The sequence below is a fragment of the Mesorhizobium sp. CNPSo 4688 genome, assembly GCF_057784295.1.
In genome coordinates this window covers 175,613-188,658 of the sequence record NZ_JBWLUY010000005.1, presented here as the reverse complement: position 1 = coordinate 188,658, position 13,046 = coordinate 175,613, and the positions used below count along the sequence as shown (strand labels likewise).

Genomic DNA, 13,046 nt, shown 5'->3' with positions numbered 1-13,046 from the left:
TCTACCAGCCTCCGGCGACCAGCAATGCCGCGCCGATAGCCACGATGATCTGGCTGCGCCAGTCGCGGATGATGAAGACGACCGGATCGTCGTTCATCTCGTCGCGGCGCGCCAGGATCCAGACGCGCATGGTCAAATAGAGCACGATCGGCGCCAGCGGCCAGACCAGCCAGGGATGCGGATAGAGTTCGCGCACGGCGGCGCTGTCCATGTAGAGCGCCAGCACCAACGCCGAGGAGAAGGCCGACGCCATGCCGGCCTGGGCGACGATCTCCTGGTCTTCGATGCGGTAGCCGCGGCCTGCAATACGCTCGCCAACCGGAATGGCGGTGGTGCGCAGTTCGACATAGCGCTTCACCAGCGCCAGCGACAGGAAGAAGAAAATCGAGAAGGCGAGCAGCCAGAACGATACCTCGACGCCGGTCGCCGCGGCGCCCGCCAGCACGCGCACCGTGTAGAGGCCGGCCAGCGTCAGCACGTCGACCAGAAGCATGCGCTTGAACGACAGCGAATAGGCCGTGGTCACCACAATGTAGCCGGCGAGCACACCCAGGAACTCGATCGGCAATAGCAACCCGGCTGCAATGCCGATCGCCAACAGGCCGGCCATCGCGCCGAGGCCGAACGGGATCGACAGCGCGCCGCTGGCGAACGGCCGGTTGCGTTTGGTCGGGTGCTTGCGGTCGAGCGCAAGGTCGAAGAAATCGTTGAGGATGTAGATCGCCGAAGCCACCGCACTGAAGGAGACGAACGCCAGCATGCATTGCCAGATCATGTTGGCGTTGAAGTATTCGTGCGACAGCACCATCGGCACCGCGATCAGCGAATTCTTCAGCCACTGATGCATCCGCAGCATCATGACGAATGTCTTCAACGTCCTTTTTGGCGCCGGCACCATTTCGGCGCTACGCGCGGTCTGCCAGCGCTTCGCGTGGCGGTCGGGCGCCACGACGATGGCGTCGCGCGCTGCTTCGAAAACCTTGAGATCGTGGCGGCTGTTGCCGGCATAGTCGAAACCGCCATCGCCATAGGCGGCGATGAGCGCGTCGCGCTTGCGGCCCGAGGTCATGTTGTGTGGACCGTCGGTCGCCAGCACATAGTCGAAGATGCCCAGATGGGCGGCGATCACCTCGGCGAACTTGCGCGGCGTACCTGTCGCCAGCACGATCTTGCGGCCGTCCACATGGTCGGCGCGCAGGCGCTGCAGCAGCGCTTCGCGATAGGGCAGCGAGGCCGGATCGATGTCGATGCGGTCGGCGATGGCTTGCTTCAGCCGCGCCGGGCCGGCGGCCAGCCAGAACGGAACCAGGAAGACATAGAGCGGATTCTTCTTGAGAAGGATGAACAGGCCTTCCCACAAAAGGTCGGTCGCAATCAGCGTGCCGTCGAGGTCGACCGCAAGCGGGATTGCGTTCTTGTCCGACCGCGCATCCATGTCTGTCCTGTCCTGCTCATAAACCCGTCGCGCCGTGTTTCGGCGTCTTCGCAAGGGTATAGCGGCGGAACGGCGTAGTGAACGTTAAAACGCCTGGTTGCAGCCGGTAGGCGCGACGATATTTCCCGCGTCATTGTTAAGCAATCACTACCACAAACAATAAAAGGCCGGGCATTGCCCGGCCTTTGCAAGAGCTGCCCGCCGACTTTACTTGATGCGGGCAACGCCACCCGAAATTTCGACCGTTTCCGAGCCGGTCAGGGCCTCGAGGTCACCATTGGGTAAGGTGACGAAACAGCCGTTGGGGCAGAATTCCACGGTTTCGCCGGCGGCCAGCGCCAGCTCCGTCTTGCCGCCGCCTTCCGTCACAATCAGCGTACGGGTCTCAGCGTCCTTGTTGACCGCGCTGGCGGCAAAGGCCGAGCCATTCGCTGCGGTAAGAGCGATGGCGACGACGAGCGACTTCCACATTTTGCAATATCGGTGTTTCCACACCGCCTCTGTTGCATTTCGCAAGGCATTCTCGCCTTTGCATGTGAGCTTATATGAGATGCAAGCTGAACCGCAACTGAATGCCGCATTCATGCCGCAATTGGTTTTGGGAGGAGCCCGGGCCCTAGCCGGGATCGGGTTTGCGCGCCTTGCGGCCTGATTTGGCCAGGCGCGCCTTCTCGGCGGCGGCTTCGGCCTCCGCCTGCTCCTTCTCAGCGAATTCGACTTCGATCTTGTCGTCGTCGAGCGGCCATGCCTCGGTCTGCTTGACCTTGACTTCGGCGCGCGGCGTCGAGGGGATTTCGATATGTTCGGCGTCAAAAGCATCGAGCACGGCAAAGCGGATATCGTTCTGCACGATGGCCCCGTTCAGCACATCGGCAAGAAACACGCGGATCTCGAACTCGAGTGCCGCCGCACCGAAATTGGTGAACAGCACGAAGGGCTCCGGGTTCTTCAGGACCAGCGGATGGCCGCGCGCAATCTCCAAGAGGATGGCGTGCACCCGCTTGACGTCGCTGCCATAGGCGACGCCGACTTTGATCTCCACACGCCCAAGCTTGTTGCGGTGCGTCCAGTTGCCGACGGCGTTGTTGATCAGGTTCGAGTTGGGCAGGATCACCGACTGCCGCTGGAAGGTCTCGATCTCGGTGGCGCGCACGCTGATCTTCTTGACCGTGCCTGAGGTGTCGCCGGCGACGATCCAGTCACCGACCTTGAAAGGCCGCTCGGCGAGCAGGATCAGGCCGGACACGAAGTTGGAGACGACATTCTGCAGGCCAAAACCGATACCCAACGAAAGTGCGCCGGCAACGAGTGCCAGGTTGGAGAGGTCGATGCCCGCCGCCGAGATGCCGACGAGACCCGCGACCGCGACGCCGGCATAGCCGACCGCCAGCCGGATCGAATTGCGCACGCCGGTATCGACCTTGCCGCGCGCCATCACCGAACCGTCGAGCCAGCCCTGGAACCAGCGGGTCAGAAAATAGCCGATGATGAAAACGACGATGCCGCTGAGGATGCCGGTAACCGAAATCGTCACCGAGCCGATGGTGATGCCTGTTGCCAGCTTGTAGGCCCAGGCCTGGATGTCGCCGGGCTGGAACCCCCACATAAACAGGATCAGCGGCAGGAACACCAGCACGATCATCAGATTGATGGCGACGCTGACCACCAGGCCGAGCTGGTCGAGCGCGGTGTCCTCGTAGCTGGCATTGGCCGACAGCCAGCGCCCGATCGAGGTGCCGGCGAAACCGCCCTCCTCGCCGATCTCGCGCGCCGACAGAAAGCCGATATAGGCGGTGACCAGGATGGTGCCGGTGACCACGACCTGGACCGAAACGAAGATGGCCAGGCCAATATAGCCGAACAGCGCTGCCACAATGGTGGCCAGGCCGAGCGCGATGGCGGTATAGCGCAGCCAGGTTGGCCATGGACGCCAGCTCCCATCGGAGCCTTTGTACGGCCTCAGCAGCGCCATCAGGATCAGGATGACGCCGACGATGATGGCGGCGACAAAACTTCTGGCGACCGTCAGCGACAGCGGCGAGCCCATACTGTCGTTGACCACCGCTAGGAAATAGTGGACGCCGATGACAATCGCCATGGCTGTCGTCAGCCGCACCAGCCAACGCGCCGGGCCGGTCTCAACCTGGATCAGGCGCCAGTTCGGCTGCCGCGGTTCGAGCGCCGCATTGGTCAGGCGGTTGACGCAGAAAACGACGGCGATGACGCCAGCCAGCGCGTTGAGGAAGAGGCCGATGTCGCCGCGCAGCACATTGTTATAATTGTACAGGAAGACCGTCGAAGCGAGAAAGGCGCCGACCGCCAGCGTCGGCAGCAAGGTCGACCAGAACGCCACCGACAGGCGGCTGAGATAGGTGGGGTCCTCGACCGATGGATCGGCTTCGAAGATACGCCCGAACAGGCGGCGTCCGCCAACGAACAATATCGCGGCCAGCCCCAACGACATGAAGGTCGCCGCGAGCATCGCCTGGAACTTGAACTTCAAGGCAAAGGTGAGCCAGGACGACACCGCCCTGAAAAGGTTGGCGTATTCGTCGCGGGCGTCGGAAAAGACCTGCGGGCTCAGCACGTCGGACAGCACATAGCGCTTGGTCAGCAGGTTGCGGAACAGTTCGCTGCGCATATTGCCGATCTTGTCGATCAGCCCGCTGATGCGGATCGACAGGTTCTGAGCGCTGGCGACAACCGCGTTGATCTCGGCCTTTTCCGATGCCAGCGCCTGGCGCTCGCCGGTCACGATGTCGGGCTCCTGCGGCTGGCCCGCCGCCGGAGGAGGACCCAGCACCTCGATGCGATTGTTGATGTCGGTGAGCCGCGAACGGAACGCCAGCGCACTGGTCAGCGCCGCCCGCGACAGATCCTCCAGCTGCAGACGGATATCGACGAGGGAGGCATCGTCCTCGCCGTCCTGCTGTATTTTCTTCTCGAGATCGTCGGTCTTGGCCGTCAGGCCCTGGATGACCTTCTGCTGATCGCTGATCAAGCCGGCGGAGCCCTGGCCCAGCGCCTGCGCCATCGCCTCGAACGAAGGCGACGCCGAAATGATCAGCGTGAAAACCAAAATGAGGCGAAGCAATCTCAAAAGCATGACTGTTGGCGACTCACGGGCGGCAAAGGCATTCAAAAAGCCTGTCCTTGATAAAGACGGCCATATCGTGGGGCAAGCCGTCGCATCGCGGCGTCGGCCAGTCGAAAAGCCATGGCGCAATCTTGGCTTTGCGCCCGCCGCCTGCTCTATAGTCTGCCGCATCGCACCAAGGATGGCATGAAGAATGGCGGAATATTCAGCCCTTTCGCTTCTCACGAACGCGCTCAAGGGAAACCAGGACTGGAAGCCGGCCTGGCGCAAGCCCGAGCCCAAGGCCTCCTATGATGTCATCATCATCGGCGGCGGCGGCCATGGCCTGTCGACGGCCTATTATCTGGCCAAGGAGCACGGCATCACCAATGTCGCGGTGCTGGAGAAGGGCTGGCTGGGCTCCGGCAATGTCGGCCGTAACACCACGGCGGTGCGCTCCAACTACCTGCTGCCCTCCAACACCCGCTTCTACGAACATTCGATGAAGATGTGGGAGAACCTGTCACACGACCTCAACTACAACGTCATGTTCTCGCAGCGCGGCTGCCTGAACCTGGCCCATACGCCGGCCCAGTTCGACGACTATGCACGGCGCGGCAACGCTATGCGCCATCTCGGCGTCGACGCCGAGTTGATGAGCACCGCCGAGATCAAGCGGCTGGTGCCGGCGCTGGACGTTTCGGCCTCGGCGCGCTTTCCGATCGTCGGCGGCCTGATGCAGCCGCGCGCCGGCACCGCCCGCCACGATGCGGTGGCCTGGGGCTATGCGCGCGGCGCCGACCGCCGCGGCGTCGACATCGTCGAGAATTGCGAGGTCACCGGCTTCCTGCGCGACGGCGACCGCATCACCGGCGTGCAGACGACGCGCGGCGAAATCCGCGGCAAGAAGGTCGCTGTGGCGGTTGCCGGCAGCACCGGACGGGTGATGCAGCTTGCCGGCATCGACCGGATGCCGATCGAGAGCCATGTGCTGCAGGCCTTCGTCACCGAATCGCTAAAACCCTTCATCGACACGGTGCTGACCTTCGGCATGGGCCATTTCTATATGTCACAGTCCGACAAGGGCGGCCTCGTCTATGGCGGCGACATCGACGGCTACAACAGCTACGCCCAGCGCGGCAACCTGCCGATCGTCGACGAGGTGATGAGCGAGATGCTGGCGCTGTTTCCCGGCCTTGCCCGCGTGCGCATGCTGCGCTCCTGGGGCGGCGTCTGCGACATGTCGATGGACGGGTCGCCGATCATCACCGCCGGGCCGCTGCCGGGCATGTATCTCAACTGCGGCTGGTGCTATGGCGGCTTCAAGGCGACGCCGGCCTCGGGCTGGTGCTTTGCATACACCATCGCCAAGGACGAGCCGCACGAGTTCAACGCGCCCTTCACGCTCGACCGTTTTTATCGCGGGCTGGTGATCGACGATAAAGGCCAGGGCGCAACGCCCCGGCTGCATTAGGGTCTAGGGAAAAGAAGAAAAATGCTTATCACCTGCCCCTATTGCGGCCCGCGCGACGTCATCGAGTTCACCTATCAGGGCGACGGCAACCGCGAGCGCCCGCAGCCCAACTCGCAGGACCTCGACGCCTGGAACGCCTATGTCTACGACCGGCTGAACCCGGCCGGCGACCACAATGAGATCTGGCAGCATTCCGGCGGCTGCCGCACGCATCTGAGGATGGTGCGCAACACGGTCACGCATGAGATTTCCAGCACCGGTTTCGCGCGTGGCGACCACAACGCCGCTGCTCGGCACAAGACTGGGGGCAAGTCGTGAGTCCGCGCCGCACTGAAACCGGCGGCCGCATCGACCGGCTGCGCACCATCCGCTTCACCTTCGACGGCACCCCTTACACCGGCCATGCTGGCGACACGCTGGCCTCGGCCTTGCTTGCCAATGGCGTCACGCTGTTCGGGCGTTCGTTCAAATACCATCGTCCGCGCGGCCTGCTGTCGGCGGGCGTCGAGGAGCCGAACGCCCTGGTGACGGTGCTGCGCGGCGAAGTGCGCGAGCCAAACATCGCCGCAACCATGGTCGAGATCTATGACGGGCTGGTGGCCGTCAGCCAGAACCGTTTCCCCTCGCTCGCCTGGGACGTCAACGCCATCAACCAGCTCGGCGGCAAGATCCTGGCCGCCGGCTTCTACTACAAGACCTTCATGGGACCGGTTTTCGGTCCGCTGAAGGGCACCCGTTTCTGGATGTTCTGCGAGCATTTCATTCGCCGCGCCGCCGGTCTCGGCAAAGCCGGCATTGCCGCCGACACTTCGCGCTACGAGCGGATGAATGCGTTTTGCGATGTGCTGGTCGTCGGCTCCGGCCCGGCCGGCCTGTCGGCCGCAAAGACGGCCGCCGATCAGGGCGCGCGCGTCATTCTGGCCGAGCTTGAGCCGCGTTTTGGCGGCTCGGCCAACTGGTCGGGCGAGACCATCGACGGCGCGCCGGCCGCCGACTGGGCAGCACGCACCGTCAGCCAGCTCGAAGGCCACGACACGGTCCGCCTGCTGCCGCGCACCACGGTGTGGGGCTATTATGACGGCAACACGCTGGCCGCGCTCGAGCGCGTCACCGATCACAAGGAAGTGCCTGGCAAGGGCGAACCGCGCCATCGCTACTGGGCCATCCGCGCCAAAACGGTGGTGCTGGCCACCGGCTCGTTTGAGCGGCCGCTGGTGTTTCCAGGCAATGACCGGCCGGGCATTATGCTGGCGCATGCGGCCGAGCGCTATGCCAATGACTATGGCGTGCTGCCCGGCGACAGGATTGCGCTGTTCACCAACAATGACGGCGCCTATCGCTCGGCGCTGGCGCTGAAGAAGGCCGGCGCGGCCATTGTCGCCATCGTCGACGTGCGCCCTGAGCTTTCCTCTGAGATGCGAAGCCTCGCCACCGAGGCCGAGGCTGAAATCCTCTCCGGCCATGCCGTGGTCGCCACCGAGGGCGGCAAGGCGCTTAGCGGCCTCAAGGTGCAGCGCTTCGATATGAACTCCGGCTTGCTCAGCGATGACGCCCGCAGCATCCACGCCGATTGCCTGCTGATGTCGGGTGGCTGGTCGCCGACCATCCATCTGGCCAGCCAGGCCGGCGCGAGGGCCGAATGGAACCCTGCCCGCCAGGCCTTCCTGCCGCCCAAGCCGACGCAACAGCGCTGGATCGGTGCGGGCGCTTTCAATGGCAGCTTTTCGACCGTCGAAGCCATCACTGAGGGCCGCGCCGCCGGCCTGTCCTCGGCAGGCGGCGCAAGCGCGCCGGCAGCCTTGCCCGATGTCGAAGCAGCCCCTGGGGATCCCAATCCAGCGCCGGTGTTCGAGATCAAGGCGAAAGGCAAAAGCTTTGTCGACTTCCAGCATGACGTCACCGCCGAAGACGTGCGGCTGGCGCATCGCGAAGGCTTTGTCTCGGTCGAGCACCTGAAGCGCTACACCACGCTCGGCATGGCGACCGACCAGGGCAAGAATTCCAACGTGCCGGGCCTCGCCATCATGGCTGAGGCGCTGGGCAAGCCGATCCCCGAAGTCGGCACGACGCGTTTCCGCCCGCCCTATTCGGCGGTGTCGATCGGCTCGCTCGCCGCCGAGCGTTTCGGCGATTTGAAGCCCGAGCGGCTGACGCCGATGCATGACTGGCACCTCGCCAATGGCGCGACCATGTATTCGGCCGGCCTCTGGTTCCGGCCGATGATCTACGGCCTTGCCGGCGAGACGATCGAGCAGGCCTATGTTCGTGAAGCCAAGGCCACGCGCGAAAGCGCAGGCATCGTCGACGTCTCGACGCTGGGCAAGATCGCAGTGCAGGGGCCGGATGCGGCCGAATTCCTCGACCGCGTCTACACCAACATGTTTTCCACCCTCGCCGTCGGCAAGGCCCGCTACGGGCTCATGCTGCGCGAGGATGGCCTAGCCTTCGACGACGGCACCACCTGGCGACTCGGCGAACAGGATTTCCTGATGACCACCACCACGGCCAATGCCGGCAAGGTGATGCAGCATCTGGAATATTTCCTCGACGTCATCTGGCCGGAGCTGAAGGTGCACGTCACCTCGGTGACCGACGAATGGGCAGGTGCCGCGATCGGTGGGCCGAAGGCTCGGGCTATCCTCGCCGCCTGCGTCACCGGCACTGCCGTCGACAACACAACCCTGCCCTTCATGGGCATCGTGCATGGACAGATTGCCGGCGTTCCGGTGATGATTTGCCGGCTGTCATTCTCCGGCGAGATGGCCTTCGAGGTCTATTCCGGCGCTGGCTACGGCACACATGTCTGGGAAGCCTTGATCGAAGCCGGCAAGCCGTTCGGCCTGGTCACCTACGGGCTGGAGGCGCTGGGCACGATGCGTATCGAAAAGGGCCACGTCACCGGCGCCGAGATCGACGGCCGCACCACGGCTCGCGACCTGCATCTCGACTGGATGCTATCGAAGAAGAAGCCGTTCATCGGCTCGGCGATGATGGACCGCGAAGGCCTGATCGCGCCCGACCGGCTGCAGCTGGTCGGCCTGGTCTCGCTCGACAACCTGCCGCTTAACGGCGGCGCCCACATCGTGGCGGAGCTGGACGAGACCAATCCGCACGATTCGCTCGGCCACATCACCGCCTGCTGCTATTCGCCGGCACTCGGCAAGCATATCGCGCTGGCCCTGGTCGAGGGCGGCAAGGCGAGGCATGGGACCCGCGCCTTTGTCTCCGATCCGCTGCGCAAGCGTTTCGGGCCGGTCGAGATCGTCTCCAACCACTTCTACGACCCGGACGGGAGCCGCATGCATGGCTGAGCGCCAATCACCCGAACGCCTTTCGCCGCTCGAGCCGGTATTCCATCCGGGTTCGCACGGCAATTTCGAACATGGCGTCGATGTCATCCTGACCGAGACCCGGCCGGGCTCGATCTTGCAGCTTGCCGCATGGCCGGGTGCGGAGAAGCAGCTGATCGATGCGATCCGCAAGGCCACCGGCCTCGCGCTGCCCGATGGCGCCGGCGGCGGCGTTGCCAGGGACGGCAAGGCCGTATTCGGCTTCGCGCCGGGAAAGTTCACCATCGTTGACGAGGCCGAGGGCCTGGCATCGGCCTTTTCCAAGGCCGTCACCCCGGCCATCGGCACCGTCACCGACCTGTCGCATGGCCGCACCGCCATCCGCATCGCCGGGCCGAAGGCCGAATGGGTGCTGGCGAAATTCTTCGCCATTGACTTCGCTTTGCCCGCCTTCCCCATCGGCGCCGGCCGCTCGACCACGCATCACGACGTCTTCGCCCAGATCCAGCGCACCGGCGCCGACCAGTTCGACATCTATGTCTTCCGCTCCTTCGCCCGTTCGTTCTGGAAGGCGCTTTGTCACGCCAGTGAGGAAGTCGGCTACGAGGTGCAGTAGGTGGCCGAATAGCCGTTCTGGCATCAAGGCCAGCCGGTTCTGCCGCTAGAGAATCCTGCTGCAGACGCCCATGATGGAAGATGTGGCCGTCCAACCGGTCCAAGGGATCAAGAAATCCCGTCTCAGGGTCGGCATCGTCGTTTGGTTCGAACATCCCCATGACCGCAGAACTATCCGCCGGCGCCACGGATCGCGCCGATGTGTCGGCCAGAGCCTTGCTCCTGCTGCCGCTGACGGTCGCCTGCGGCGTGTTCATGACCAGCCTCGACCAGAATGTCGTGGTCACCGCGCTGCCCGGGATCAGCGAAAGCCTCGGCCGCCCGCCCAGCCAGCTCGGCCTGCTGATCACCGTCTATGTCGCCAGTCTGATCATCTCGATGCCGCTTGGCGGCTGGGCAGCCGACCGCTTCGGCCTGCGCAATGTCTACTGCTTTGCCTTGCTGGTGTTCGCTGCGTCATCGACGCTGTGCGGGCTGTCCAACGACATCTGGACGCTGGTCGGCGCCCGCGCGCTGCAAGGCTTCGGCGGCGCCTTGATGGGCACGCTCGGCCAGGTCGTCATCCTGTCGACCTTCCCGCGCAGCCATACGCTGAAGATCAACATGTATATTTCGCTCGCCGGCCAGTCCGGACCGCTTGTCGGGCCGCTCGTCGGCGGCGCGCTCACCACCTACATCTCCTGGCGCTGGATCTTCTTCATCAACGTGCCGTTCGCGCTGGCGGCCGCCGTCCTTGCCGCGTCGCTGTTCCCTACGGTCACCAAACCGGTGCGCACGCCGTTTGATTTTCCAGGCTTCCTGCTGGTCGGCAGCGGCATGGTGCTGCTGGTCTTCGGCATGGACTCACTTGCTGCGAAAGATACATCCGGCAGCATGATCGCGGCCGAGCTGGCGCTGGCGATCGTCATCCTGACGCTTGCCTCCTTCTACTGCCTGCGTGCCCGCAACCCCTTGCTTGACCTGAAACTCCTGCGCATCCGCACCTTCCGCATCTCCTTCCTCACCGGTGGCGGGCTGGACACGATCGGTTTAAGCTCCGTCGTCTTCCTGCTGCCGCTGATGTTCCAGCTCGGCTTCGGCATGAGCGCGGTGCAGGCGGGATCGCTGACCTTCGTTGCCGCAATCGGATCGCTGATCATGCGTGTCTTCATGCCGCGCCTGCTCAACCGCTTCGGCTTTCGCCGCGTGCTGGTCGTCAACACGCCGATCGTTGCCGCCATGGTTGCCGGCTTCGCCTTGATAGAGGCCACCACGCCGGTCTGGATCGTGCTTGCCTATATCTTCGCCTTCGGTGTCCTGCGCTCCGCGCAGTGGGCGTCGACCGGCAATCTCGCCTATTCCGACATCGCGCCCGCCCAGCTCGCCCGCTTCAGCGCCCTCTACTACATTCTCTGGCAGCTGGCGGTGGCGATCGGCGTTGGCCTGGCGGCGGCGCTGCTGTCATTCCTGGCCGGCGGCGGGCCTGCCGTGACCAACGATTTCCGCATCCTGTTCGTGGTCGAGGGCGTCATCACGCTGTGCGCGCTGATCGCCTATCTCAAGCTGACGCCGCAGGACGGCGCCCATGTCAGCGGTCACGGCGCGCAATTGAGCGTGGACTAGAACCAGTAAGCCGAAGTTCGTCTTACTCGCTGAACGTCACCCACTCTTCCAGCGGCACGCGATCAGTGCGGAAGTCGTTTTCGGGCTTGGACGTGTCCTCATGGCCGAGCGCCATGCCGCAGACGACAATTTCCTCATCGGGAATGTTGAGCACCGGCCGGATCTGCCGGTGATAGGGCGCGAAGGCTGCCTGCGGGCAGGTGTGCAGCCCCCTGCCCCGCGCCGCCACCATGATGTTCTGCAAGAACATCCCATAATCGATCCACGAACCCTGGTTCAGCCGCCGGTCGATGGTGAAGATCATGCCCACCGGCGCATCGAAGAAGACGAAGTTGCGGTCGTGCTGGGCGCGCATCTTGTCGACCTCGCGGCGACCGATGCCAAGCGCCCCGTAGAGCCCGAAACCATTGGCGCGCCGGCGGGTCAGATAAGGTTCGAAGAACTGGGTGGGATAATAGCGATACTCGTCCCAATCGGCCTTTTCGGCGCGGATACCGGAGTTGAGGATGGCATCTGATATCTGCTGCTTGATCTCGCCCTTGACCACATAGACCCGCCATGGCTGCATGTTGGTGCCGGAAGGCGCGCGCGCGGCAACGGAGAGAATGGCGCGGATCGTCTCGTCATCGACCATGTCGGGCAGAAAGGCGCGCACCGAACGGCGCGACAGGATCGCCTCGTCGACAACAGCCGCGTCCTGCGCGATTTGGGCGTTTTTTTCCAGCATGGGCCGTCCCTTTGCGCATACCCGGAAAGCCGAAACGGCTTTCAGGGACACGTTGCGCAGATTCCAAACCTTGGTCGCCGACCCGGCGCCCCCACATCAGCCGTTCGTGGCCGAGCCTTTGCATGAACCGCCAAAATCGCGCAAGCAAATCTTGTGGCCCCATGAAAATCCCCTTGATTTTTTCACGAGCGTGGGCTCTCATGAAATTCACTTCGGAATTTTCATAAAGTGAGCGTTTTGTCCCCAGCTATCGCCAAAACATTGCAGGGACCTGACGAACGCCTGCTGGCGAGCGATATCCGTGCGCTGCGCAAGGCGCGTGGGCTGACGCTGGCCGAGATCGCGCTCAAGCTCGGCCGCTCCGTCGGCTGGGTCAGCCAGGTTGAGCGCGGCCTGTCGATCCCTTCGCTCGGCGACCTCAGAGCCTTCGCCGACCTATTCGGCGTGCCGCTCAGCCTGTTCTTCAGCCACGACGTGCCGATCGAGAAGGAGCGCGGCGTCGTCGTGCGCGCCGGCAGCCGGCGCACGCTTGGCACAAGCGAATCCGGCCTGGTGGAGGAGCTTCTATCGCCCGATCTCGGCGGTAGTTTCGAGATGGTGCGCTCGATCTTCGCGCCGGGCGCGGAGATGAAGAGCGAGCAGCTGCGGCCGACCGAGGAAGCCGGCTACATCGCTTCGGGTATTTTCGAGATCGAGATCGCCGGCGTCTGGCATCGTCTCGGCGAAGGCGATTCCTTCCGCTTCGAACGCAAGCCGTACCGCTGGCGCAATCCCGGCACCGAGCCGGCCGTGGTTATCTGGGTGGTTTCACCGCCTGTCTATTGAAC

Annotated in this window: 10 protein-coding genes; 6 read left to right on the top strand and 4 right to left on the bottom strand. The window is 64.0% G+C overall.

The genetic code is table 11. The features are described from left to right. Nucleotide 1 precedes the first annotated feature (1 nt). The 3 genes from AC04SH_RS11140 to AC04SH_RS11130 all read right to left on the bottom strand — a co-directional run bounded on the left by AC04SH_RS11140 (nucleotide 2) and on the right by AC04SH_RS11130 (nucleotide 4,541). Entirely contained in the window at nucleotides 2-1,435 is a 1,434-nt protein-coding gene (locus tag AC04SH_RS11140) for a UbiA family prenyltransferase (RefSeq protein WP_488575050.1), read from the bottom strand. A 207-nt stretch (nucleotides 1,436-1,642) separates the two neighbouring features. Continuing rightward, a complete protein-coding gene (locus AC04SH_RS11135; RefSeq protein ID WP_112565226.1) occupies nucleotides 1,643-1,906 on the bottom strand; it encodes a hypothetical protein in 264 nt (87 codons plus the stop codon). A gap of 145 nt (nucleotides 1,907-2,051) precedes the next feature. Then, on the bottom strand, nucleotides 2,052-4,541 hold the full coding sequence (locus AC04SH_RS11130; RefSeq protein ID WP_488575049.1) for a mechanosensitive ion channel family protein: 2,490 nt from the start codon (nucleotides 4,539-4,541) through the stop codon (nucleotides 2,052-2,054). A 184-nt stretch (nucleotides 4,542-4,725) separates the two neighbouring features. Between AC04SH_RS11130 and AC04SH_RS11125 the strand changes: the two genes are divergently transcribed. From AC04SH_RS11125 to AC04SH_RS11105, 5 genes are all read left to right on the top strand, one after another. Beyond that, the gene (locus tag AC04SH_RS11125) at nucleotides 4,726-5,985 is read left to right on the top strand and encodes a sarcosine oxidase subunit beta (RefSeq protein WP_488575048.1); all 1,260 of its coding nucleotides are present in this window, start codon (nucleotides 4,726-4,728) and stop codon (nucleotides 5,983-5,985) included. Nucleotides 5,986-6,006: 21 nt separating this feature from the next. Next, nucleotides 6,007-6,303 (top strand): sarcosine oxidase subunit delta, encoded by a 297-nt coding sequence (locus tag AC04SH_RS11120; protein WP_488575047.1) that lies wholly within the window; start codon nucleotides 6,007-6,009, stop codon nucleotides 6,301-6,303. After that, nucleotides 6,300-9,296: a sarcosine oxidase subunit alpha gene (locus AC04SH_RS11115; RefSeq protein ID WP_488575046.1), complete on the top strand. Its 2,997-nt coding sequence runs from the start codon at nucleotides 6,300-6,302 to the stop codon at nucleotides 9,294-9,296. The genes AC04SH_RS11120 and AC04SH_RS11115 overlap by 4 nt, the downstream gene beginning before the upstream one ends. Further along, complete coding sequence (locus AC04SH_RS11110) at nucleotides 9,289-9,891, top strand: sarcosine oxidase subunit gamma (protein ID WP_488575045.1); 603 nt, start codon at nucleotides 9,289-9,291, stop codon at nucleotides 9,889-9,891. The genes AC04SH_RS11115 and AC04SH_RS11110 overlap by 8 nt, the downstream gene beginning before the upstream one ends. 158 nt (nucleotides 9,892-10,049) lie before the next feature. Continuing rightward, nucleotides 10,050-11,492 carry an MFS transporter gene (locus tag AC04SH_RS11105; protein ID WP_488575044.1) on the top strand — a complete coding sequence of 481 codons (1,443 nt, stop codon included), beginning with the start codon at nucleotides 10,050-10,052 and terminating at the stop codon, nucleotides 11,490-11,492. 22 nt (nucleotides 11,493-11,514) lie between these two features. On the opposite strand, the gene AC04SH_RS11100 is transcribed toward AC04SH_RS11105, so the two are convergent. Beyond that, nucleotides 11,515-12,219: a nitroreductase gene (locus AC04SH_RS11100; RefSeq protein WP_192257567.1), complete on the bottom strand. Its 705-nt coding sequence runs from the start codon at nucleotides 12,217-12,219 to the stop codon at nucleotides 11,515-11,517. 282 nt (nucleotides 12,220-12,501) lie between these two features. Here AC04SH_RS11100 and AC04SH_RS11095 point away from each other — a divergent pair, with 282 nt between their 5' ends. After that, nucleotides 12,502-13,044 (top strand): helix-turn-helix domain-containing protein, encoded by a 543-nt coding sequence (locus AC04SH_RS11095; protein WP_436262014.1) that lies wholly within the window; start codon nucleotides 12,502-12,504, stop codon nucleotides 13,042-13,044. The last annotated feature ends 2 nt before the right edge of the window (nucleotides 13,045-13,046 follow it).

What these genes read in the sequence shown, in the direction of transcription:
- AC04SH_RS11140 (WP_488575050.1), bottom strand. Translation starts at nt 1,435, where the DNA reads ATGGATGCGCGGTCGGACAAGAACGCAATCCCGCTTGCGGTCGACCTC.
- AC04SH_RS11135 (WP_112565226.1), bottom strand. Translation starts at nt 1,906, where the DNA reads ATGTGGAAGTCGCTCGTCGTCGCCATCGCTCTTACCGCAGCGAATGGC.
- AC04SH_RS11130 (WP_488575049.1), bottom strand. Translation starts at nt 4,541, where the DNA reads ATGCTTTTGAGATTGCTTCGCCTCATTTTGGTTTTCACGCTGATCATT.
- AC04SH_RS11125 (WP_488575048.1), top strand. Translation starts at nt 4,726, where the DNA reads ATGGCGGAATATTCAGCCCTTTCGCTTCTCACGAACGCGCTCAAGGGA.
- AC04SH_RS11120 (WP_488575047.1), top strand. Translation starts at nt 6,007, where the DNA reads ATGCTTATCACCTGCCCCTATTGCGGCCCGCGCGACGTCATCGAGTTC.
- AC04SH_RS11110 (WP_488575045.1), top strand. Translation starts at nt 9,289, where the DNA reads ATGGCTGAGCGCCAATCACCCGAACGCCTTTCGCCGCTCGAGCCGGTA.
- AC04SH_RS11105 (WP_488575044.1), top strand. Translation starts at nt 10,050, where the DNA reads ATGACCGCAGAACTATCCGCCGGCGCCACGGATCGCGCCGATGTGTCG.
- AC04SH_RS11100 (WP_192257567.1), bottom strand. Translation starts at nt 12,219, where the DNA reads ATGCTGGAAAAAAACGCCCAAATCGCGCAGGACGCGGCTGTTGTCGAC.